25 protein-coding genes are annotated in these 22,631 nt (G+C 64.4%); 8 read left to right on the top strand and 17 right to left on the bottom strand.

Annotated elements, in window-relative coordinates; all coding sequences use genetic code 11:
- Positions 1-21: 21 nt before the first annotated feature.
- Both fliS and RP6297_RS17330 read left to right on the top strand, forming a co-directional pair.
- On the top strand, positions 22-459 hold the full coding sequence (gene fliS, locus RP6297_RS17335; RefSeq protein ID WP_009239994.1) for a flagellar export chaperone FliS: 438 nt from the start codon (positions 22-24) through the stop codon (positions 457-459).
- A gap of 58 nt (positions 460-517) precedes the next feature.
- Positions 518-874, top strand: a complete 357-nt coding sequence (locus RP6297_RS17330) for a flagellar protein FliT (protein WP_009239993.1) — start codon at positions 518-520, stop codon at positions 872-874.
- On the opposite strand, the gene RP6297_RS17325 is transcribed toward RP6297_RS17330, so the two are convergent.
- The 16 genes from RP6297_RS17325 to fliE (RP6297_RS17250) form a co-directional block, all read right to left on the bottom strand.
- Positions 868-1,950: a glycosyltransferase family 2 protein gene (locus tag RP6297_RS17325; RefSeq protein ID WP_009239992.1), complete on the bottom strand. Its 1,083-nt coding sequence runs from the start codon at positions 1,948-1,950 to the stop codon at positions 868-870. The two genes, RP6297_RS17330 and RP6297_RS17325, sit on opposite strands and share 7 nt — an antisense overlap.
- Positions 1,947-2,390, bottom strand: a complete 444-nt coding sequence (locus RP6297_RS17320; RefSeq protein WP_009239991.1) for a MarR family winged helix-turn-helix transcriptional regulator — start codon at positions 2,388-2,390, stop codon at positions 1,947-1,949. The genes RP6297_RS17325 and RP6297_RS17320 overlap by 4 nt, the downstream gene beginning before the upstream one ends.
- A 76-nt stretch (positions 2,391-2,466) precedes the next feature.
- A complete protein-coding gene (locus RP6297_RS17315; protein ID WP_009239990.1) occupies positions 2,467-2,889 on the bottom strand; it encodes an organic hydroperoxide resistance protein in 423 nt (140 codons plus the stop codon).
- Positions 2,890-3,042: 153 nt separating this feature from the next.
- Positions 3,043-3,372: a flagellar hook-basal body complex protein FliE gene (gene fliE / locus RP6297_RS17310; protein ID WP_009239989.1), complete on the bottom strand. Its 330-nt coding sequence runs from the start codon at positions 3,370-3,372 to the stop codon at positions 3,043-3,045.
- A gap of 18 nt (positions 3,373-3,390) precedes the next feature.
- Positions 3,391-4,623: a glycosyltransferase family 2 protein gene (locus tag RP6297_RS17305; protein ID WP_009239988.1), complete on the bottom strand. Its 1,233-nt coding sequence runs from the start codon at positions 4,621-4,623 to the stop codon at positions 3,391-3,393.
- Positions 4,624-4,666: 43 nt separating this feature from the next.
- Positions 4,667-5,413 carry a cephalosporin hydroxylase family protein gene (locus RP6297_RS17300; protein ID WP_009239987.1) on the bottom strand — a complete coding sequence of 249 codons (747 nt, stop codon included), beginning with the start codon at positions 5,411-5,413 and terminating at the stop codon, positions 4,667-4,669.
- Positions 5,406-6,122: a WbqC family protein gene (locus tag RP6297_RS17295; RefSeq protein ID WP_009239986.1), complete on the bottom strand. Its 717-nt coding sequence runs from the start codon at positions 6,120-6,122 to the stop codon at positions 5,406-5,408. The genes RP6297_RS17300 and RP6297_RS17295 overlap by 8 nt, the downstream gene beginning before the upstream one ends.
- Entirely contained in the window at positions 6,119-6,634 is a 516-nt protein-coding gene (locus RP6297_RS17290) for a GNAT family N-acetyltransferase (protein WP_009239985.1), read from the bottom strand. Before RP6297_RS17290 ends, RP6297_RS17295 begins: the two co-directional genes overlap by 4 nt.
- Entirely contained in the window at positions 6,631-7,812 is a 1,182-nt protein-coding gene (locus RP6297_RS17285) for a class I SAM-dependent methyltransferase (protein WP_009239984.1), read from the bottom strand. The genes RP6297_RS17290 and RP6297_RS17285 overlap by 4 nt, the downstream gene beginning before the upstream one ends.
- 2 nt (positions 7,813-7,814) lie before the next feature.
- Entirely contained in the window at positions 7,815-8,657 is an 843-nt protein-coding gene (locus RP6297_RS17280; RefSeq protein WP_009239983.1) for a phytanoyl-CoA dioxygenase family protein, read from the bottom strand.
- The gene (locus RP6297_RS17275) at positions 8,642-9,781 is read right to left on the bottom strand and encodes a DegT/DnrJ/EryC1/StrS family aminotransferase (RefSeq protein WP_009239982.1); all 1,140 of its coding nucleotides are present in this window, start codon (positions 9,779-9,781) and stop codon (positions 8,642-8,644) included. The genes RP6297_RS17280 and RP6297_RS17275 overlap by 16 nt, the downstream gene beginning before the upstream one ends.
- A complete protein-coding gene (rfbC, locus tag RP6297_RS17270; RefSeq protein ID WP_009239981.1) occupies positions 9,778-10,371 on the bottom strand; it encodes a dTDP-4-dehydrorhamnose 3,5-epimerase in 594 nt (197 codons plus the stop codon). The genes RP6297_RS17275 and rfbC overlap by 4 nt, the downstream gene beginning before the upstream one ends.
- On the bottom strand, positions 10,368-11,474 hold the full coding sequence (gene rfbG / locus RP6297_RS17265) for a CDP-glucose 4,6-dehydratase (RefSeq protein WP_009239980.1): 1,107 nt from the start codon (positions 11,472-11,474) through the stop codon (positions 10,368-10,370). The genes rfbC and rfbG overlap by 4 nt, the downstream gene beginning before the upstream one ends.
- Positions 11,459-12,232, bottom strand: a complete 774-nt coding sequence (rfbF, locus tag RP6297_RS17260; RefSeq protein WP_009239979.1) for a glucose-1-phosphate cytidylyltransferase — start codon at positions 12,230-12,232, stop codon at positions 11,459-11,461. Before rfbF ends, rfbG begins: the two co-directional genes overlap by 16 nt.
- 10 nt (positions 12,233-12,242) lie before the next feature.
- Entirely contained in the window at positions 12,243-13,361 is a 1,119-nt protein-coding gene (locus RP6297_RS17255; protein ID WP_009239978.1) for a glycosyltransferase family 2 protein, read from the bottom strand.
- A 37-nt stretch (positions 13,362-13,398) separates the two neighbouring features.
- Positions 13,399-13,740 carry a flagellar hook-basal body complex protein FliE gene (fliE, locus tag RP6297_RS17250; RefSeq protein ID WP_004631462.1) on the bottom strand — a complete coding sequence of 114 codons (342 nt, stop codon included), beginning with the start codon at positions 13,738-13,740 and terminating at the stop codon, positions 13,399-13,401.
- Between the two features lie 283 nt (positions 13,741-14,023).
- Here fliE (RP6297_RS17250) and fliF point away from each other — a divergent pair, with 283 nt between their 5' ends.
- The 6 genes from fliF (at position 14,024) to RP6297_RS17220 (ending at position 21,254) form a co-directional block, all read left to right on the top strand.
- Positions 14,024-15,856 (top strand): flagellar basal-body MS-ring/collar protein FliF, encoded by a 1,833-nt coding sequence (gene fliF / locus RP6297_RS17245; RefSeq protein ID WP_009239977.1) that lies wholly within the window; start codon positions 14,024-14,026, stop codon positions 15,854-15,856.
- Positions 15,853-16,845, top strand: a complete 993-nt coding sequence (gene fliG / locus RP6297_RS17240) for a flagellar motor switch protein FliG (protein WP_004631464.1) — start codon at positions 15,853-15,855, stop codon at positions 16,843-16,845. Before fliF ends, fliG begins: the two co-directional genes overlap by 4 nt.
- Before the next feature lie 35 nt (positions 16,846-16,880).
- The gene (fliH, locus tag RP6297_RS17235) at positions 16,881-17,618 is read left to right on the top strand and encodes a flagellar assembly protein FliH (protein WP_009239976.1); all 738 of its coding nucleotides are present in this window, start codon (positions 16,881-16,883) and stop codon (positions 17,616-17,618) included.
- Positions 17,608-19,068, top strand: a complete 1,461-nt coding sequence (gene fliI, locus RP6297_RS17230) for a flagellar protein export ATPase FliI (RefSeq protein ID WP_009239975.1) — start codon at positions 17,608-17,610, stop codon at positions 19,066-19,068. The genes fliH and fliI overlap by 11 nt, the downstream gene beginning before the upstream one ends.
- A 108-nt stretch (positions 19,069-19,176) precedes the next feature.
- Positions 19,177-19,641: a flagellar export protein FliJ gene (fliJ, locus tag RP6297_RS17225; protein WP_004631467.1), complete on the top strand. Its 465-nt coding sequence runs from the start codon at positions 19,177-19,179 to the stop codon at positions 19,639-19,641.
- Between the two features lie 38 nt (positions 19,642-19,679).
- Complete coding sequence (locus RP6297_RS17220) at positions 19,680-21,254, top strand: flagellar hook-length control protein FliK (protein WP_009239974.1); 1,575 nt, start codon at positions 19,680-19,682, stop codon at positions 21,252-21,254.
- A 374-nt stretch (positions 21,255-21,628) separates the two neighbouring features.
- Here RP6297_RS17220 and RP6297_RS17215 read toward each other — a convergent pair whose 3' ends face one another.
- Complete coding sequence (locus RP6297_RS17215) at positions 21,629-22,606, bottom strand: DedA family protein/thiosulfate sulfurtransferase GlpE (RefSeq protein ID WP_009239973.1); 978 nt, start codon at positions 22,604-22,606, stop codon at positions 21,629-21,631.
- Positions 22,607-22,631: the final 25 nt, after the last annotated feature.

Raw genomic sequence — 22,631 nt, 5'->3', positions numbered from 1 at the left:
ACCACAGCGAGGACCATTTCCATGTACGCTGCACGCCGTGCCATCGGTGCCTATGCGCAAGTCGGCATCGAGACGTCCGTGGTAGACGCCAATCCGCACCGCCTGATCGCCATGCTGTTTGAAGGCGCGCGCGCCGCCATCAACCTGGCCAGTGCCGCCATGCAGCGCGGCGAAGTGCTGGCCAAGGTGCGGGCGTTCGACAAGGCCATCTCGATCATCGGCCAGGGGCTGCAGGCCAGCCTGGATCACCAGCGCGGCGGCGAGATTGCCGTGCAACTGAACAATCTGTACGACTACATGCTGCGCCGCCTGCTGTTGGCGAACGCCAACAACGATCTGACGATCCTCGCCGAGGTGGATGCTTTGCTGGTCCCGCTGCAGGATGCGTGGCTCGCCATCGGCCAGGCCGGCCAACCGGGTGCTGCTGCGGCAAACAGCCACCTGAGCGTTGTGAGCTGATTGCACGTCGTTTGTAGTAAAGCGACCTTTGACTGAATTCGGCCCAACTGGAGCCAATATGCACCGCAACATCCCGATCAAGGACAGCGAAAGTCTGTTCGCCTGCTACGAAGCCATCGCAAGTCTGACCGCTGAAATGGTCAGCGCGGCCGAAGTGGGTAACTGGGAAGTCGTCAGTACGCTGGAACGCGAAAGCGCCGCCTATGTGGATGCGCTGCGCCGTTCCGAACCGCATCCGCAGCTCTCGCGTGCCGACGTGGAGCGCAAGCGCACGCTGCTCGTGCGCATTCTGGAAGATGATGCACGCGTGCGCGCCATGGTGTATCCGCGCCTGGACCGCCTGCAGAAGCGCATCGACACGGCACGCCGTGCCACCAACGCCAGCAACGCTTACGGCAGCATGGCGCGTTATTGAGACGACGCGTCCTGCAGCTGTTTTGACAGCGTCAGATAGTGCTCGGACTTGCGTGCGAGCGCTTGGCTCTGCATCTGGTACACGATCGCCAGTTGCTGGGCAGCGAGGAAGCTGCCCCGGCCGATGACGCTGCCGTCCATCTCCGGCTGATCGCCGATCTCGAGGCAGCGGTTGAAGACCTGTTCTGCCAGCGGTAGCCACCGCGCCCCCGCCTCATCAGGCTGCTTGGCAGCCGCATCCAGCAAGACCAGTCCCAGCGCAAAGCACAGATCCGGAAAGTCAGGCCACGTCTGGATGGCGACATCGCCTTGCGCCAGCGCCTCTTCAATGCGGTCGGCCTTGCCCAGGCTGTACACATAACGCAGCGCCAGGTTACGGCGGTACGGCGCATCTGCGGGCGCCAGGCTGAAGGCGCGCGCGTAGTAGTTCACGGCCTTTGCGTAGTCTTCGTGATGCAGCTCGGTTTCCTTGCCGAGCTGATACAGCACGTACGGGTCGTCTGGCCGATGCGCGAGTTCATCCAGCAGCAGTTGGGTATTGCGCTCGCCTTTCTTCTGCATCTTGGCCGCGGTATAGCCGTCGTGGCGCACCATGACCGGCACGCGCGTCGCCGGCAAGGACGACACCGGCTGCTCATGGATGCGCCCCGTGTAGTGCACGCCACGCGGCAGCAGCCGCGGAATCCACGCTATCAACTGGCTGGCGGATTCGGTTGCATCGGTATCGTTCTTGACGCACACCACGCCGACGGACGGGGCCGCACCGCTGAGCGTGCGTAAATGCTCACCGCCGCTTTCCAGCCATTCGTCAGCGTCGAGGATAAGGTTCCAGTCGGCATTGGCTGCCTGCAGCGCGGTGTTGCGCGCGGCCGAGAAGTCGTTCGTCCAGGCCATGTGGCTGACAAGGGCGCCGCACGACTGGGCAATGGCCACGGTGTCGTCGATGGAGCCTGTGTCGAGCACCACCATGCGATCGACAAACGGTTTGGCACTGAGCAGGCAACGCGCAATGCTGGCGGCTTCATTGCGGGCGATGACAACCAGCGCCAGATCGGCGGAAGCGGAGGGTGCGCTCATTCGCGGTCGTCCACTGTGGCCAGAGCGTCGAGCAGCTTGCGCAGCACGTCGCGCGTGGCGCCAATTTCGTCCAATTCCAGCGGAATCTTGCAGGCGAGAGCTTCGGGCACCTTGGCAGCGCGCTCGCGCAATGCGCGGCCGGCGTCGGTCAACTCGATGACGACGCGGCGCTGGTCATCGGGATCGCGCGTACGCGTGACGAGACCTTGTTCTTCGAGGCGCTTGAGCAGGGGCGTCAGCGTGCCCGTATCGAGGTACAGCCTGCGGCCGAGGTCGCCGACAGCACATGGCGCCTGCTGCCAGCACGCCAGCATCACCAGGTACTGGGGATAGGTCAGGCCCAGCTCATCGAGCAGCGGGCGGTAGAGGCGCGTCAGCAAGTGGCCGGCGGCATACAAAGGAAAGCAGAGCTGCTGATCGAGCGCCAGCACGTCGTTCACGGAAAACTCCCGGGGGGAACGGTCTGGCGCTCGAGCGGCGAGTGCCGCATCGGCCCAACAGGGCGGAGCAAGAGGCTCAGCGCGTGACCGTGTTCAATTGGACGTCAATATTGCCACGGACGGCATGCGAATAGGGACATACGCCATGTGCCGCAGCCACAAGCGCTTCAGCGGTCGCCTGATCGACGCCGCCCAGGGTGGCGGACAGCGACACCGTCAGCGCAAAGCCGCCGTCTTCCCGCGGGCCGATGCCGACCGTGGCCGTGACCGACGTCGACGCCAGCTTGATCTGCTTGCCACGTGCCACATGCAGCACTGCATTTTCGAAGCAGGCGGCATAACCGGCGGCAAACAGTTGCTCGGGGTTCGTAGCTGCACCGCCTGCGCCGCCGAGTTCGCGCGGTAGCGAAAGGGGCAGATCCAGCGTGCCATCGGCGCTACGAACGTGGCCGGCACGGCCGCCTTCCGCGGTGACTTGGGTCTGGTAGAGCGTTTTCATGGTCGGGTCCTCTTATTGGGAAGCCCGGTCGGCGACATGTCGGCCGGGAGATCAATCCAAAATCGATGACACAATTATATCGAACACAATATAAATGGCAAGGAGGTCTGGAAACCCTTCTCCGCCACGTGGAAAGTGGGGTGCAGCGTGATGTCAGATCGACATGCTCATGATGCTTTGGTAAGCCGAGACCAGCTTGTTGCGCACCTGCACCGCCGTCTGCATGTCGATGTTGGCCTTCTGCAGCGAGAGCATCACGTCGTGCAGGTCGACGTCGTTATTGCCCATTTCAAAGCTGCGGGAGATCGATTCGGCCTTCTGCTGTGAAGCGTCGACACGGTCCAGCGAAGACTTCAGCACGGAGCCGAAGTCGACACTGGGTTTGCCGGCCTCGCCGCTGGCGGTGCTGCCGCCGACGGCGCTTGTCGGTGCCAGCACGCTGTTCATCAGCGAGACGACGGAATGGGCGTTGGAAAGATCCATGTGGGCGTGACCAGTGACTCAGGGAAATTTAGCGAGTGTTTCGAGTTCCGAGACGAAGCGGACTTCACGGCCGGCAGGCACCGCAATGTCCATCGGAATCGGCGTGACGATGACGGTGTGATGGGGAATGGCGGCATCGTCGTCGAGCACCATAAACTCGGTGTCGGCAAAGCCGTGCGCGTGGTGCAAGACCTGAAGCGGCGCGCGGCGCAGGGTGGCGTACCTGGGCGGCTCGGGCTTGAACGGGTCGAGCTTGGCGACGTATTCGAACGCGGCGTTGACGCGGTACAGGTCATACGGCGCGGGCAGATCGCCTACCTCACCGAGCGCCTTGATGCGATTGGCGATGTAGTAGTTGTCGATCCAGTGGCCACCCTCCTGGGTGCGCAAGCGCAGCGCCACCTTCATACGCGCGAGCACGAACTGGTTGATGGCATTCAGCCATTCCTGCCGCTCGTTCGGGGCCAACGTGGGTGCGAACTTGCTCAACACGTATTCCAGGCCGCCGCGATACCGGTCCCATGCGTATTTCACTTCCTCGTTGCCTGCCTGGGCGCGCGTCTCGTCGTCAAAGTAGCGCGCAACCGAGCGATAAAACGGTGTCTTGCTGAAATAAAGCGCGTACGACCCGAGCATTTCTGCCGCATGCGCGAATGCCCAGAACGCATGCTCGGGCGCGGCGAAGTACAGCCGGTCGAGCACTTCGCGGCGCGCCAAGTAGATCTCCGGAAAGATGTGGTGCGACAGGATCAGCGCCAGCAGCTTGGCGTAATCGTGCTGCTCGATCAGGTAATTGTCGTCCTGGCGGTAGAAGGGCGTGATGTCCTGCCGGGTCGGCAAGTCGTGGATGAACCAGGGCGCGAAGATGACGCCCACGGCCGCATTGCGCTCAAAGATCTCGAGGTTCTTGTTGATCTCGACGAGGATGGGCAGGTCGTCGTCGGCGTGGTAGAGCACGTATTTGCCCTGCGCGCTGCGGTAGAGCTGGTTCAGGTTTTCGGCCGAACCCAGGTTGGACGGGCGCCGGAAATACCGGATGTTCAGCTTATCCTGATATTTGGCGACCACCTGTTCGGTGGTGTCGCTTGAGCAGTTGTCGCCGATCAGGAGTTCGTAGCTGTGTCGCAACCCGCCAATCTGCGCGGCCAGTTCCCCGAGCAGGTTGTCCAGGTAGCGCGCCCGGTTGTAGGTCGGGATGCAGATGCTCAGCGTGACTGCATCGGTTTGGGGCGTCGTCTTCGCGGGTTCCATTTCAGCGGCCAATTTTTTCAGATCAAGCGATCGGTTCAAGCGCTCAGGCAACGCGCTTCAGGTAGCCGTCCGGTGCGACGGTAATGAGGAGTTTGTGGTGAATATCGGCGTCGATCACGAATTCCGGGTGGTCACGCAGGTAGGCGTGCACAGCGGTCTTCGGGTTGTTCCCGACGCCCCACGGACGATCGTTGAACATCGCTTGCGGCATGTCTTCGACAGCGGTGTCGAACACAACGCAGTAGCTGCCCACGCTGGTCAGCGGCGCGTAGGCTTCCAGTTCGGCAAGCACGTGGTCGTGGGTGTGGTTGGAGTCCAGCGCCACCAGCACGCGCTGCTTGCCCGCGGCGATGCGCTTGACCTGCTCGATGATGCCCGAGTCGATGCTGGAGCCCTGCAGCATCTGGACGCGCCGCGCCATCGGGTGCGCCTCGATCGCTTCGCGGTTGTGCTGGCGGATGTCGATGTCGATGCCTAGGACCGTGCCTTCACCATGACCGCTCTGGGCCAGCAGCTCGAGCATCGAGGCATAGAAGATCAGCGAGCCGCCGCGCGCAATGCCGGTCTCGATAATCAGGTCCGGCTTGACCTCCCAGATCAGTTGCTGCATGGCCAGCACGTCTTGCGGGCACTGGATGATGGGCAAGCCCATCCAGGTGAAGTTGTAGTGGTACTTGTGCGCGGTCACTTCGCGCAGCCAGATGCGTGACAGCGATTGCAGGTCTTTGTCCTGCGCCAGGGATTGGATGTTCTGCTGGACTTCGCCTTGGAACTGTTCGATGTCATTCATGGGTGAATTGGCGCCAGTTGAGGGTTTGTGGGTTCAGGTACTGCTTGCTCGCCGGGCCGTGATTTGCAATGAGGTCCAGGCTGCTGACAAAGGGGGTGAACGCGCCGTGCAGTTGCCGGTAAGGCAGCATGGCGTAGTTCATGTATTCGACGGTGATGCCGTGCTGCTCGAATTCAGCATGCGCCAGATAGTTCTTGGCGCCATGCCCGGTGATGTATTTGCTGCCGTGCAGTTGCCGCACGATGGCCAGTACGCGATCGCTGTTGCGCCCCGGCACGGCCAGTTCCACGGAGTCGCGCAGCTTCGCACTGAGCGGGATGTTCAGATAGCTGCAGATGGCCTGCATCGACGCCAACGCCAGCGCACCCATGTGGGCGTAGTCGGCCTCGTACACCGTGCGCACGAGTGCCAGCATGTCCTGCGCATAGGGCGCTTCTTCGTAGGCTTGCTCCAGTTTGCGCAGGTGCTGGCCGCGCCAGTCGGTGCTGGCGCAGGGGCGTACCTGATCGATGCGCTCACCCAGGTGGAACTTCTCCAGCGGAACGGTCAGCCAGCGTGATCCGGTGCGGTCCTTGATCTGCACCCGGTTTGTGAAGCTGCCCTTGGAGAACTGCACGTCCGCATAGTTGACGAAGACGTCCGCCAGCACGATCTGCTCAAGCATGCCGACCCAGGGGAACAACATGGGTTGTGAAATGACGATGTTCATGGGCTCAGCATGCGTTCCATCAGCACGACGTCATGCCAGCGCTGATCCTGCAGATAGTGCTCGGCCAACTGGCCGATCTTGCGGAAGCCGAGCTTCTGATACAGCTGGATCGCGCGTTCATTGTCAGCCAGCACTTCCAGCGTGATCTTGCGCAAGTTCAGCGTCTGGCGAGCGTACGAGAACAGCGCCTCGCAGGCGGCTCGCCCGTGTCCTTGTCCCTGATCGGCCGGTGCCAAGCAGATGCCCAGCGCAGCGTGCCGGTTGACCAGGTCGATCTTCGTCAACTGGAGGTAGCCCAGAACGCGGTCGCCGGCCTGCTCGGCAATGATGAAGAGCACCGCGTCGCTTTGCGTTGACCTGCCCACCAGCCAGTCGCGCACACTCGCCGCGGAGTTGGGCCTGGGGCGCGTCATCAGCTGCAGTTGCGTCTGTACATCGTTACGCAGTGGCAGCAGATGCGGGATGTCCTCTTCGCGCCATGCGCGCAGGCATACATTGCCGGTAGCGATCATGGCTCGAACTGGAAGTAGCGGAAACGGTTGGGGAACGCGGCTTCCACGGTGTGTTTGACCTCATCGGCAATGACCGGGTTGACCGCCAGATACACCAATTCGACTTCCTCCGGAATCTCGGTCAGCGCAATCACCGGCTTGCCCGCTAGGGATGAGCCTTGCAGATACGGGTTCTGGTCCACAAAGGCCCGCAGCGCGTGCGGGTGCTGCAGATTGCTGGCGGTGTAGGTGCCGTAGAAGCCCGCGCCGTAGATCACCGCAGGCGCGCCCTGATGGCGCGTTTCAAAATCGCCCAGGTGGTTGGCCGCTTGCTGCCAGAAGCGCGCAAGGCGGTTGGCGGCGCCCACGGTGTCCGCCAGTTGCCGCGGATCAACGGCAGGCGCAGCATGGTCAGGGGCCGTGCGTACAGCGGTGACGACGAATGCGCCGCGATGGCTGCGTTCGTCAAGTTCGAGCAGCTCGAAACCGTGGCTGGCGAGCAGTACCTGCAGCGACGTGCGCGTGAAATGGTTCACGTGATCCGCCACCAGAAAATCGGCTGTATTGGTGAACGTGTTGGGCACGATGGCATACAGCCGGCCGTCCTCGCGCAGCAACCCGTGGATGGTACGCAGCGTGGTGCTCAGGTCTGGGATGTGCTCAAGCGAGAAGAACGAACTGACAACATCGAATGAACGTTGCCATGCCGGCGGGATGGTGTACGTGGCCCATTGCCCGGCGCTGAGGAATTTCTCCCAGAAGCCGACGTAGCGGTCGCTGATGTCGAACAGGTGGACCTTCACGTCCGGACGCTGCTGTTTGAGCAGTCGCATGGTCGCGCTTTTTGCGCAGCCGAAGTCGACCACGCGGGCGCCCTCGTGCAGCCCCCCCAGCAGTTGCAGCTTTTTCTGGAAGAGCGCGACCTGGTGATCGGCACGGAAGATTTTCTGGCCATTCTCGACCGCGTAGATCTGGTCTTCTTCCTCGCTGTTTACGAGGATGTCGTATTCGGTGTCGTAGAAGCTGCCGTTGTCACACAGTTCGACGGTCTGGATGTGGCCGCACGCGGCGCAGCAGGACTCCTCGAGTGTGCCCTCCATGGTGCGGCGCAGTGATGACAGCGCGCTTTGCGGGGCACGGTAGATCGGCTCTGGCAGCGGTTGCTGGCAGACATTGCACGGCAGTGCACCTGTCGTCATGGTCAGGCTTCCACAGAAAGTTCGGGATGGACGGTTCGGAAGTCGACGCCGTTGGCGTATGAACCTTTCCAGCCGTGCGCGCGCCCGGTCGGCTCGCAGAAATTGAAGTAGCGGAACTGCATCGACCAACGCGAGCGGCCGCTGGTGTTTTGGCCCGATGCGTGCAGCACCAGAAAATCAACCAGCACCAGATCACCGGGTTGGGTCAGCGGCTGCACGTGTGGATAGCGCGCGAGATAGGCGGCTTCATCCTTGAGCATGAGCGCGTAAGCGCCTTGCTTGCCCGCGTTGTCGGGGTCTGCGCTCACGACCGGCAGCGGCCCTTCCCGATGCGAACCGGGGCAGAACTCCACGGGCCCGATCTCGGGCGTGATCTCCACGAGCGGGCTCCAGAACACCACGCCGTCCAGGCTGCGCAACTGCGCCGGATATTCCTGATGCCAGTTGGCGCGAAATTTCTCTTCACGCGGGTTGTCGATGCGGATGCCATAACCGGCGCCGGCAATACCGGGCAGCGCGCCGGGGCGCAGCTCGGACACCACCTGCTCATGGCGCGGATCGCCCAGGAGCCGGACAAACGCCGGGATCTGCTTGACTGCGTCATACACCTCGGCGCCATATTTGCGATTGGCTTTGATCAGCGCCTGGTAGCCGTCGTCGAAGCGTTCCGGTGCAAACGGCGCACGCTTGATGTCGAGCCGGTACTTGTCGATGACCAGACCGATAATGTTGTAGATCGCACGTTGGATCGGCTCCACCTGGTCCGGCGCATAAAAGTCACGCAGGATCAGCAGGCCGTCGCGCTGGAAGGTCTCGATCTGGTCGGGGGTCAGGATGCCAGGCACGTCTGCTTCTCCTGATGTTCTTGCACGAGATCGAGCACCACTTGCGACACGGTGTCGATGTCTGCGCTCGACATGTCGTGATATGACGGCAGGTTGATGGCGCGCTCGGCAATTGCGTAGCTGTTGGGCGTGTTGCCTGGTGCGTCACCAAAGAGGCCCATCTGGCTCAGGGGATAGAAGAACACGCGTGCATCGATGCCGCGGCGCGAGAACGCGGCCAGCAATCCATCGCGCGTGATGCCCAGTGCCTCGTCAAACACGACGGTGGGCATCCAGTAGCTGTTGAGCGTGCCGGGCGCCTCGGGGTTCAGCGCAAGGCCAGCAACGCCGCCAAGGTGCGCCTGATACTCGGCGAAGATCTCGCGCTTGCGTGCAACCAGCGCGTCGATGCGCTCAAGCTGCGCGCAGCCGATGGCGGCCTGCACGTTGGAAATGCGGTATTTGAAGCCGATGAAGTCGGACCAGAACTGCTTGCCGCCGGGCACGCGGCCATGGTTGTTCAGCGTCATCACGCGGTCGTACAGCGCGCGGTCGTTGGTGACGAACATGCCGCCTTCGCCCGTCGTCATGGTCTTGGTGCCATGGAACGAGAACGTGCCGAAGATGCCCTGCGAGCCGGTTGCGTGCCCGTGCCAGCGCGAGCCGACGGCTTCGGCCGCGTCTTCGATGACGGGAATGCCGTGGCGCTTGCCGATGTCCAGCAGGCGGTCCATCTCGCACAGGTTGCCGTAGAGGTGCGTGGCGATGATCGCCTTCGTGCGCGGCGTGATGGCCGCTTCCACGAGCGCCGGGTCAAGGCACCACGTATCGGGCAGGATGTCGACAAACACCGGCGTGGCGCCCACGTAGGTGATGGGCGACGCCGTGGCGATCCAGTTCGTGTCGGCCAGGATCACCTCATCGCCGGCGCCGATGCCGAGCGCGGCCAGCCCCATGTGCATGGCACCGGTGCAGCTTGAGGTGGCAATGGCGTACTGCGTGCCGACAAACGCGGCAAACTGCTTTTCGAAGCGGTTGATGTAGGCGTAGCACTGGTCGCCCCAGCCGTTGCGTGCGGCGTCGGTGGCGTATTCGACTTCCAGCTCGGTGATCGACGGCTTCGAGTACAGAATCTTTTGGGTCATGGCTGTTCCTGCAGTTCAGGATTCAGAGCTCGCAACGCGATGCCTGCAAATGCGTCGGTCAGCGGCGGATGGTTGCGGTCCCGGTCGGAGCATTCGGTCATGTCGAGCGGCCAAGCGATGCCGAGGCGGCTGTCAGTCGGGTTGAGGCCGTCTTCAGCGGCTTGCGCGTACGGCGTCGAGGTCAGATACAGCAGCTCGCAATCGTCTTCCAGCGCCTGGAAGCCGTGGGCAAACCCGCGCGGCACCAGCAGGCTGTTGTGGCGTTCGGCGGACAACTCCACCGCATGCCATTGCAGGAACGTTGGCGAGCCTGCACGCAGGTCAACGGCCACGTCGAACACACGGCCACGTACGCAACTCACTAGCTTGATTTCCGCATGCGGCGGGTACTGAAAATGCAGCCCACGCACGGTGCCGCGCTTGGCGGAATACGAGTGATTGATTTGCGCGATCGGGCGGTCGAAGCCGGCGGCGGCGAGTTCGTCTGCGCAGAAAAAGCGCGTGAAGTAGCCGCGATGGTCACCGATCACCTTGCGGTTGATTTCGACCACGCCGGCCAGCGGCGTCGGTTGGATGGTGAAGCGGCTCATGCGGCGCTCCTGAATGCGGCAGCAGATGCGGCGGCGGTGAAGCGGTCGATCTGCTGGTCGCACAGCGCGCGCGCATCCGCGGTTTTTTCATGCAGATGCCGATACCACGCGGCGGTCTGTTCCAGCGCGGTCTCGAACTGCCACGCTGTTTGCCAGCCTAGATGCTGGCGCGCCCGGCTGGCGTCGAGATGCAGCATGCCCGCTTCATGGCGGCCGGTGGTGGCACTGGCGTCCAGTTGCCAGATCAGTGCGGGCCAATGTTGCTGCAAGCCTTGCAAGACCTGTTCGACCGTGCGCGTGGCAGCGCTGTCCGGGCCGAAGTTCCAGGCGGTTGCGCACGAGGCGTCACCCGCCAGCAGCCGTTGCGCGAGCACCAGGTACCCATGCAGGCAATCCAGAACGTGCTGCCACGGCCGCGTGGCGTGCGGCGAGCGGATGACCAGCGGCGTACCGGCACGCATGGCACGCTCGGCATCGGGGATGAGCCTGTCTTCCGACCAATCACCGCCGCCGATCACATTGCCTGCGCGGCCCGTGGCCAGCAGCGGGCCGTTGGCGAAGAAGGCGCGCCGGTAGCTTGCGGCCACCAGTTCGGCGCAAGCCTTGGAGGCGCTGTACGGATCATGGCCGCCGAGCGCATCCGTTTCGCGGTAGCCCCAGGCCCACTCGCGGTTGTCGTAGCACTTGTCGGTGGTGGCGACCACGATTGCCGACAGGCCGGCGCACACGCGCGCGGCTTCCAGCACGTTCACGGTGCCCATCACGTTGGTGGCGTAGGTGCCGGCCGGGTCCTGGTACGACGCACGTACCAGTGGTTGCGCCGCGAGGTGAAACACCACGTCGGGCCGCGCCGCCGTCATCGCGGCACGCAGGCCATCCGCGTCACGGATATCGCCCAGCGTGTGGCCGGCCATGGCCGATTCCACCTCGGCCAGCGTAAAGAGATTTGGGTTCGTTTCCGGCGCCAGGCTGAAGCCGGTCACATCGGCGCCAAGCTGGCGCAGCCACAGCGCCAGCCAGCTGCCCTTGAAGCCAGTGTGCCCGGTCAGGAAGACGCGCTTGCCCGCCCACGCACGCGGGTCGAGCGTCACCACTTTTTCCACGGTGCACTCCCCGATTGCCACATGGCTTCGAGACTGTTCTTGTCGCGCAGCGTGTCCATCGGCTGCCAGAAGCCATGGTGCTCGAACGTGCTCAACTCGCCCATCTCGGCCAGGCGATTCATCGGCTCACCTTCCCAGTGGGTGTCTTCACCCGCGATGTATTCGATGACGGCCGGGTTCAGCACAAAGAAGCCGCCGTTGATCCAGGTGCCGCCGTCGCCGGGTGGTTTCTCCGTGAAACCGGTCACACGGTTGCCATCGCGCTGGAGCATGCCGTAGCGGCCCGGCGGCTGCACGGCCGTCACCGTGGCCATCTTGCCGTGGGCGCGGTGGAAGGCGATCTTGCGGGTGATATCGACGTCGGACACACCGTCGCCGTAGGTAAAGCAGAAGGGCTCGTTCGGATCGAGATACGCGGCAACACGCTTCAGGCGCCCGCCGGTCATGGACTGCTCGCCGGTATCCACCAGCGTGATGCGCCAAGGCTCGGCATGGCGCTCATGCACGGTCACTTCGTTCTTCGACATATCGAACGTCACGTCCGACATGTGCAGGAAGTAGTTGGCGAAGTACTCCTTGATGACGTAGCCCTTGTAACCGAGGCAGATGATGAAATCGTTGATGCCGTGCGCGGCATAGATCTTCATGATGTGCCACAGGATCGGGCGGCCACCAATTTCGATCATCGGCTTGGGCCGCAGGTGCGATTCCTCACTGATGCGCGTGCCGAGGCCCCCGGCCAGGATGACTGTCTTCATGATTGCGTACTCATGCGGCGACGGCGGCGCTGCGTTCCTGCATCTGCCGCGCAATGTCGGAATATTGGTTCGACTTGATGGCCAGCGTGTCGGCCAGGGCCCGGTAGGTCAGCGCCAGGTACTTTGCGGCGGCAAAGCTGCCGCGCCCGAATACGGCGGCGTCCAGCTTGGGCTGCTCGCCAATCTCCAGGCACTTCAGGAAGGCGTTTTCTGCCATCGGCAGCCATTGCTTTTCGGCTTGTGCCGGGTCTTGCGCGGCGGCTTCGAACATCAGGTGTCCGAGCATGTAGAAGTAGTCTGGCGAGCCGGACCACTCCTCCATCCATTCACCCGCCAGCGTGATGGCCGAGTCGAGTTGCTTCGATTTGGAAAGACACGCCAGCAGGCAAATGCACAGGTCATGCCGATATGGCGCCACCTTGGGTGCCCTTGCGAGCGCCCGCTGATAGTGCGCAGCGGCCTCGGCGGGGTCTTTCTGGTTGATCTCGAAGTCTTTGCCGAGCTGGTACAGCACATACGGGTCATCCGGATGCGCGGCCAGCTCGAGTTGCAACAGCGTGTGGTTGCGCCCACGCTTGCGGTCCAGCTTGGCGTTCATGTAGCCGTCGTGACCAATCACGAGTGGCAGGCGCACGCGCTGCAGGTTGGCCGCAGTTGCGACCGGCTGCTCGTGGATGCGGCCCTTGTAGCGCACGCCGCGAGGCAACAGGCGGGCGATCCAGCTGTTGGAATGCTCTACGTGGCCGGAAATGTCGTATTCACTGCGGATGCACACCACACCCAGCAACGGGCCGAACGTGCAGGCGTTGCGCAGCTCTTCCGTGCCGGCTTCGATCCATTCGTCGGCGTCCAGCACGAGGTTCCAGTCCGCATTGGCGGCGGCCAGCGCGGCATTGCGGGCGGCGGAAAAATCATCCACCCACGTGAAATGGTGCACCTGCGCGCCGCACGCCTTGGCGATCGCCACGGTGTCGTCGGTCGAGCCGGTGTCCAGCACGATCATGCGATCGACGTGCGGCTTGGCGCTCATCAGGCAGCGCTCGATGCAGGCGGCTTCGTCGCGGGCAATGACGACCAGCGCCAGACTGCCCTTGGCCGGCTTGGCGCGATGTTTGGTGTGCTTGGACATGCGGCGAAGAAAAAGAGGCGTAGAAAAAAAAGTGATTTCAGATCGACATGCTCATGATGCTCTGGTACGCCGAGACGAACTTGTTACGCACCTGCACGGCGGTCTGCATGTCGATGTTGGCTTTCTGCAGCGAGAGCATCACGTCGTGCAGATCCACGTCGTTGTTGCCCATTTCGAAGCTGCGCGAGATGGATTCGGCCTTCTGCTGCGACGCATCGACCCTGTCCAGCGACGACTTGAGCACCGCGCCAAAGTCGACGCTGACCTTGGCGCCGTCGCCCGAGGTCGAGCCGCCCGAGCCAATACCACCCACCGTGCTGGACGGCGACAGCACGCTGTTCATCAGCGAGACCACTGAATGGGCGTTCGTAATATCCATGTGAAGGAAGCTCCTCTTTTGCTCTGTATTGCTTGCGGCGCCGCTGCTTGGCTGCCTGGGCCGGGTTTCCAGGGCGCTTTCCGCCCTGGCCGGTTGGTCGCTATGGCGCCACGGTGATGCAAAGGTAGCCGTCCGCCCGCCGTTCCCAAGCGCCCAAAAGAACGGGAAAAGGCCCTCTTCTTGGCAATTTGCTTGCGCACCCGCTGCCGATAATGGCAACCACGGAGCCATGCCCAGATGTTGGGCGAGGGCTCAAGCAACGTAGTCAGTCAGGAGATTTTGGATGCCAACGACAGCCGATTCGGTTGCTGTCGCCGACACGCTCGGTACGGTGGATATGCCGGCGGTGGGCCAGGGCGTGATGACGCGCCAAAAAGCGGGAGGAGCAGGTGCGCTGGGCGCCCTGGGCCCGCTCGGCCGTCTGTCGCCGCGTCTGCTGATGATGATCGGCGGTGCCGCGCTGGTGGCCGTCATTGCCGCCGCGATGCTGTGGAGCCGGGCGCCGGACTATCGCGTCCTGTACAGCAATGTGTCCGACAGCGACGGCGGGGCGATCATCGCTGCGCTGCAACAGATGAACGTGCCGTACCGCTTCGCCGAAGGCGGCACCGCCATCATGGTGCCCGAGGCGAGCGTGCATGAAGCCCGTCTGAAGCTGGCTTCGCAAGGGCTGCCCAAGGGCGGCCAGGCCGGCTTCGAGCTGATGGAGAACCAGAAATTCGGTACCAGCCAGTTCACCGAGCAAGTCAATTACCAGCGCGCCCTGGAAGGCGAGCTGGCCCGCACCATCCAGGCCATGCAAGAGGTGCAGTCCGCCCGCGTGCATCTGGCAATGACCAAGCCGTCGGTGTTCGTGCGCGAGCAGGCCAAGCCCAGCGCCTCGGTGCTGCTCAAGTTGTATCCGGGCCGCATGCTCGATCGCTCGCAGGTGCAGGCCATTGGCCACCTGGTGTCGAGCAGCGTGCCGAACCTGCCGCTGGCCAATGTGACGGTGGTCGACCAATCCGGCCGCCTGCTGTCGTCGTCGTTCCAGGACAACGCCTCGGGCCTCGACCCGACGCAACTGAGCTATGTGCGCGACGTCGAGCAGGGCTATATCAAGCGCATCGAAGCCATCCTCGGCCCCGTGGTGGGCGAAGACAACGTGCGTGCGCAGGTGACGGCCGACGTCGATCTGGACAACACCGAGCAGATGGCCGAGAGCTACCGTCCGAACCAGGACCCGGCCAACGCCGCCGTGCGCAGCACGCACACCGCTGAAGCCACGCAGAACAAGGCCGACGCCCAGGGTGGCGTGCCGGGCGCGCTGTCCAACCAGCCGCCGACCGCGCCGCGCATGCTGCCGACCGCACCGGCTCCGGCCTCGGCGTCGCAACCGGCTGCAACCGGCCCGAATGGCCAACCGCAACAAGTGGCGGCTGCCAACACGGGCGGCACCGCGGCCAGCGGCAATTCGTCGAGCACCCGCGACACCACCACCAACTACGAAGTCGACAAGACCGTGCGTCGTACCCGCGCCGCAGTGGGCACCGTGCGCCGCCTGTCGGTGGCCGTGGTGGTCAACTACCGTGGCGACGGCAAAACCTGGAAGCCGCTGTCGGAAGCCGAGATGGTCAAGCTCAACGCGCTGGTCAAGGACGCCGTGGGCTTTGACGCCAAGCGCGGCGACTCCGTGAACGTGGTCAACAGCCAGTTCTCGGGCACGCTGCCGATGTCCAAGGACGACCTGCCGCTGTGGAAGCAGCCGGACATGATCCAGTACGCCATTCAGGCCGCCAAGTACCTGGCGCTGGCAATCGGCTTCCTGATCCTGGTGTTTGCGGTGATCCGTCCGGCGATCCGCTCGATGGGCGAGAAGGACGCGCCGGCCACGCCCACCTTCGTCGGCCGCGAAGGCGAAGATCCGAACGCCCCGATCATCACCGGTGCCGCGGCTTCGGCCGGGCCGGAACTGGAAGGTCCGGCGGCGGGCGCCGATTCCGAAGAGCTGCCGGACGCGCTGCCGCAACTCAAGAACAACGACTTCGAGAAGAAGCTCGAGACCATGCGCCGTGTGGCGCAGAGCAACCCGCGCGCCGTCGCGGCCGTCATCAAACAATGGGTGAGTAACGAATGAGCGCCGAAGGACTCCAACGCAGCGCCATCCTCATGATGTCGCTGGGCGAAAGCGAAGCCGCCGAAGTGCTCAAGCACCTGGGCCCGCGCGAGGTGCAGAAGCTGGGCGCGACCATGGCCGCGCTGAAGAACGTCTCGCGCGAGCGTGTGCTCGACGCCTTTGACGCCTTCTTTGTCGAAGCCGAAGACCTGCCGCTGGACGTGGATTCGAACGAGTACATCCGCACCGTCTTCCGCAAGGCATTGGGCGACGACCGCGCCGCCAACATCATCGACCGCATCCTATCGGGCGGTGACACAAGCGGCATCGAAGGCCTGAAGTGGATGGATGCATCGTCGGTGGCGGAACTGATCCGCAACGAGCACCCGCAGATCATCGCCACGATCCTGGTGCACCTTGACCGCGACCAGGCTTCGGAAATCCTGACCTATTTCACCGAGCGCCTGCGCAACGACACCATCCTGCGTATCGCCACGCTCGACGGCATTCAGCCCAGCGCCCTGCGCGAGCTGAACGACGTGCTGACCAAGCTGCTGCAAGGCAACGACCACCGCAAGAAGAACGCGATGGGCGGCGTGCTCACGGCAGCGGAAATTCTCAACCTGGTGCCGAGCGCCGTGGAGAGCGCGGTCATCGAAGGCGTGCGTTCGCGCGATCCGGAACTGGCCGACGCCATCGTCGAGAAGATGTTCGTGTTCGACAACCTGATCGATCTGGACGGCCGTGCGCTGCAGACGCTGCTGCGAGAGATCAGCCAGGACGTTCTGGTGGTGGCGCTCAAGGGCGCCAAGCAGGAGTTCCGCGACAAGGTATTCGCCAACATGTCGCAGCGTGCCGGCACGATGCTCAAGGAAGAGCTGGAAGTGCTGGGGCCCGTCAAGGTGTCGGAAGTCGAAGCGCAGCAGAAGGAAATCCTGGTCGTTGCGCGCCGCCTGGCCGACGAAGGCGAGATCACCATCGGCCGCAAGGCGGAGGACGCCTATGTCTGACCGTGCCGGCCGCTTTGCTGTAACGGAGCGCTGAGATGCCGCGTCCGCCGATCATCCCGCGCGACACGCTGGTCGAATACCAGCGGTGGGAACTGATCGACTTCGAGCGCCAGGCCGAGCTTGCCGCCGCCGCGGCGGCACCGCCTCCGCCTCCGCCCGAACCCGAAGAGCCTCCGATTTCCGAAGAGGAATGGCAGGCCGCGCTGGACGCCGAACTTGCCACTGCGCGCGACGAAGGCCGCCGCGATGGATTTGCGCAAGGTTTTCAGGATGGCTTTGAACAAGGCCGCCGCCAGGGCGAAGAAGATTCCAAGCACATCGCCACGCTCATGCAGTCCGTGCGCGAGGCGATCGATCAGTTGAACGGCAGCGTTGCCGAAGAGCTGGTCGATCTGGCGCTGCAACTGACGCAGCAGTTTCTGCACGGTGCGCTGCATGCGCAGCCCGAGCGTATCCTGCCGCTGATTCGCGAAGTGCTGGGCGACGCGCCCACCGCACCGGCACCTGCCATGCTGCGCGTCCATGCCGATGACGCAGCGTTGATTCGCCAGACGCTGGGCACGGAGCTGGCCGCTGCCGGTTGGACGCTCATCGTCGATGCCGCCATCGAGCGCGGCGGCTGCCGCGTGCAGACCCGCTTTGGCGAAACCGATGCCACGCTGCAAACCCGCTGGGCCGAACTGACCCGCGCGTTGGGCCGCGATACCGCATGGCTTGCCAGCGAGCGCGCGGAAGCCGAACGCATTGCAGGAGGCGCACTCCATGTCGCCTGAGACCGTGCAGCCCGCAGCGGGGGTTGGCCACAACGCTGCCGCCAACAATCCCAACGTGCGCATGTGGCACACCCACCTGCAGCAGACCGCGCAGCGTGCGCGTCTGGCCCGTCCGGTGGTGACGTGCGGCAAGCTCACGCGTGTGGCCGGCCTGGTCATGGAAGCCGTTGGCCTGAAGCTGCCGGTGGGCAGCGCCTGCCGCGTGGAACTGCCGCATGGGCGCCACGTGCTGGCCGAAGTGGTCGGCTTTGCCGAAGAGCGCGCCTTCCTGATGCCGCAAACGGATCTGGTGGGCGTGGTGCCAGGCGCGCGCGTGTTTCCGCTGGAGCCGCAACGCCTGCCGGTGTCGAGCGAAGACGGCGCCGACCCGACGATTTCACACAGCAAATTCTTGCCCGTGGGTCCGCGCCTGCTGGGCCGCGTGGTGGACGCCAACGGTGAACCGCTCGACGGCAAGGGGCCGCTGGGCGCGCATGAAGACCTGGCCTGGGGCACGTTGAACCCGGCACCGCTGAACCCGCTCAAGCGCAAGCCGATCGAGCATGTGCTCGACGTGGGCGTGCGCGCCATCAATGGTCTGCTGACCGTTGGCCAGGGGCAGCGTCTGGGCCTGTTCGCCGGCTCCGGCGTGGGCAAGAGCGTGTTGCTGGGCATGATGGCCCGCTACACGCAAGCCGACGTGGTGGTGGTGGGCCTGATCGGCGAGCGCGGCCGCGAAGTGAAGGAATTCATCGACGAGATTCTTGGCGACGAGGGCCTGGCACGCTCGGCCGTGGTGGCCGCGCCGGCCGACACCTCGCCGCTGATGCGCCTGCAGGGCGCCGCTTACGCCCATACGATCGCCGAGTACTTCCGCGACCGCGGCTGCAACGTGCTGCTGATCGTCGATTCGCTCACGCGTTATGCGATGGCGCAGCGCGAGATCGCCCTGGCCATCGGCGAGCCGCCGGCCACCAAGGGCTATCCGCCTTCGGCGTTTGCCAAGCTGCCGGCGCTGGTTGAGCGTGCCGGCAACGGCATGGTTGATGCCAACGGCCGCGGCGGCTCCATCACCGCGTTCTACACCGTGCTGGCCGAAGGCGATGACCAGCAGGACCCGATTGCCGATGCGGCCCGCGCCATTCTTGACGGCCACTTCGTGCTCTCGCGCAAGCTGGCCGAGCAGGGCCACTACCCGGCCATCGATATCGAACAGTCGATCAGCCGCGTGATGTCGGCCATCGTGCCGCGCGAGCAGCTCGACACGGCCCGCCGCTTCAAGCAGCTTTACGCCCGCTACCAGCGCAACCGCGACCTGATCGCCGTGGGCGCCTATGCACGTGGCAGCGACCCGGTGACCGACCAGGCCATCGCGCGCTACCCCGACATGGAAGCGTTCCTGCAGCAGGGCATGTTCGAGAACGAAAGCCGCGAGCACACGCTGGAGAAGATGCACGGAGTGCTGGCGTGATGTGCCCGCTTGACACCGTGAAGCCGCAAGCGTTGCGCAAGCCGGAGGCTAAAGCCGCCGGGTTTGCGTCCGATGGGTTGATGTAACGGGAAGCAGGAGGGTCCACCGATGACCACCATGAACAAGCCGTTCCGCCTCGAAACCGTGTTGGAACTGGCCCAGAAGGATACCGAAAAAGCCACGCAGGAAGTCGGCCGGCTGATGAACACGCGCGAGGCCGCCACGCAAAAGCTGGCACTGCTGTCCGACTACCGCAACAACTACCACCAGCAGATGCTGAGCACCGCCGAAGGCGGCATGGACGTCACGCGCCTGCGCAACTACGCGGCCTTTATCGACCGCCTGGGCAATGCTGTGCACCAGCAGAAGGGCACCATCAACGCGCTGGAGCAGCAGCTTGCGATGAGCCGTGCTAACTGGCTGGAAAAGCAACGCCGCGAGCAGTCGTTCGACATCCTGCGCCAGCGCCACATTGAAGAGCAGCGCCTGGACGAAGAACGCCGTGCCCAGCGCGACAACGACGAACACGCCGCCAAGGTGATCCGCATGCGTGCGGCCCAGGGCGGCAATTGAAGACCAACGCGAACACGCAGTCGCAAGATGGAGTCAACGTGGGCTTGAGTGCCACCCCCAATGCCGCCGCCAAGGACCTGGGCGCCATGCTGTCGGCCGGCAATACTGCCGCCGCTGACAAGACGCAGGCTTCCTCGTCCGGCACCGATACCTTCGGCAACCTGTTGTCGGACCGCATGGCCCAGGACGCCGCGCGCCGTCGCGCTGATGCACAGTCGGCCGCCGACGATGCCGGCCGCCGCGCCGATATCGCGCGCAAGGACGCGACGCGCACCAGCGCCGCCAGCAACGATCAGGACGCCAAGCCGGCCGACGGCAATACGCCCGTGCCGAGCATCACCACGCCTGCCGCCAGCACCGCCGATACGGCGACTGCCAAGCAGTCGCAACCGGCCAGCGCCAAGGATCTCGATACCGCCGCGAAGCAGGCCGCGGTCGATCCGGCTGCACAACTGGCCGCGCAGATCGAGGCTGCACGCCAGGCCGCGCAGCAGGCCGCAGCCGCGCAACTGCCGGTTGCCTTACCCGCGGCCCCATCGACCTCCAACACCGATACCGATGCGACGTCGTCGGCAGCGAGCAAATCGCCTGCCAATGGCGCCGCCGCACTGGCCGCCGCAAGTGCAGCCGCCAACGGGGCGCAGGGTTCCGCAGACCCGGCCGCGATGGCACAGGCCGGCCTGGCCGGACTGCCTGCCGCGAAGGACGCGAAGGCAAACGCCGCAAACACGCCGACGCCGCCCGCCACCGCGTTGCCCGATAGCGGCACGCTGGCCCAGGCCATGGCTCGCACACGCGCCGCTGCTGACAACACGCCGGCTGCCGTGCGCCAGCTCGGCAGCGCGTCGTCTGGGCAGGGCGCCAATGCCGATCGCGGCCTGCCGCGCCGCGATCTGAGCCCACACAACGCCCCCGCGCAACCGGCCGCCGCCGCCGTAACCGATGCCATCAGCCACGCCAGCAATGGTGGCAACACCGGCAACACCGATAACGCTGGCACGCAATCCAACGCGCAGGGCAACGGCATGCAGTTCCAGGGCGTGCTGTCGCGCGCCACTGGCGACGGGGGGATGGCCGCGCCTACCTTTGCGGTGGGCGGTGCCAACGCAGGCGCAGCGGCTGGGGCATCGATCACGCCGCAACAAGTCCACACGCTGCCCACCTTTGGCGATGCCGCATGGCCGCAGAGCATGGCCAGCCAGCTGGCTTTCATGCAAGTGCATCGCCAATCGTCGGCCGAACTGCAGTTGAACCCGGCCGAGCTGGGCGGCATGCACGTCAAGCTGGAAGTGGACAACGGCGCCGTCAACGCGAGCTTTGTCTGCCAGCACCAGGCCGTGGCCGAACTCGTGCAGGACGCCATGCCGCGCCTGCGCGACGCCATGCAGCAAGGCGGGATGCAGCTTGCGCAAACGTCAGTCAGCACGGGCGACTTCAGCCAGCAGCAGAACGCATCGCAGGGCTCGTCGGCGCAAAACCAAGGTAGCGGTTCGGGCAACGGGGGGAGTGGCAGTCGTTATGGCAGCAGCGGCTCGCAAGACCGCCCCGATACGGTGACGGCGGCACCGCGCCGTGTTTCCAGCCACGAAGGTGCGATCGATACATTTGCCTGACGATTGGGGCGGCGCCTAAAGTTCGACGCGACGCTGCCGTTAGTACGCAGGAGTGCCACGCAAAAATGGCCAGCCGCAAGGCTACAAAGGAAGGACGGGAAATCACAACGCGAGCTCGCCGCGCATAGGTTTGAAGCGGCAGCGTTGCAAATGAATAACAAGGGGGTCAAGTCCGACTGGCGAAGAAGGGATCAAACGGGGATCATTTCGCCACATCCGTCCTTGGGCGGATGCACACGGACCGATGCGGGGTGTCCGAGCCGGGGGGCTGGCGCACCGCATGTTTGCCGTACTTACGGGAGAGCGCACCGCGAGGTGCGCTTTTTGTTTTTGTGCGCCAGCTTCGTGGTTGCGGCGCACCTGCGTGCGGAGTCTCAGGCGCCCGCTTCCGCCGTTGCGAGTGTGGCGGGCGTGACCGATATCACGTGCTCCACGCCATAGCCGCGCTGCACCCATGCATCGATACCGCCATGCAACGGACGCACGCGCTTGAAGCCGCGTCCCATCAGCGTGCGGGCCAGCATGACGGCAGACGCCTCGTTGGGACAGGCGCAGTAGATGATGATCTCTCGGTCGGGGCCGTCGATCTCGATCGCGCGTTTGCTGCTGGACATGTCATACAGCATGGCTCCCGGAATGCGTTGCGGCTGCAGCATGCGCGAGCTGTCGGCGCGTACATCGATGATGACGGGTGCCGCGCCCGATTCGATCAGCGCGTGCAGCTCATCGGGCGAGATGCGCGCCATCTCCAGCATCTTGCGAAAGCGCCAGCGCTGCAGCCAGCGCGCCGCCACATACACCGCCGCCAGCAATGCGATCAGCAGCACGGCACGCGCGCCCAGCATGTCGAGCTGGCGCAGCGCCTGGTCGATGCTGTCATGCGCTACGCGGCCCAGCAGCAGCCAGAGCGTTGCCCACGCCGCCGAGCCCACCAGGTTGTACAGCGCAAACCTGCTGAACGGCGTGCGCATGGTGCCCAGCAGCGCCGACGACACGGTCGACAAGCCCGGAATGAACTTCGCGATCAGCAGCATCGGCGCGCCCCAGCGCTCGAACTGCGTGCGCGTGCGCCGCACGCAGGAGTCGGGCGACAGCGACACGCGGCACAGCAGTGCCATGACGTGCCTGCCGTAGCGCTTGCCTGCGAAGTACCACAGGCCGTCACCCAGCAGCGCACCGGACACCGCAGCGGGCGCAAGCTCTATGAAGTAGAGCGGCCCCTGGAATGTGAGCGCGCCGGCCACCAGTAGCGTCGGCACGGCCGGCAGCGGGGCGCCGGCTTGCGTCAGCAGCACATTGAGGAACACGGCAAACGCGCCGTATTCGGCGATCAAGGGAAACAGGTCATGCATGGCAGGAAGGGCGCGGCGGGGGCAA

It is taken from the genome of Ralstonia pickettii (assembly GCF_016466415.2).
In the GTDB taxonomy this organism is placed as follows: Bacteria; Pseudomonadota; Gammaproteobacteria; order Burkholderiales; family Burkholderiaceae; genus Ralstonia; species Ralstonia pickettii.
This window is presented reverse-complemented; position numbering and strand designations above follow the sequence as displayed.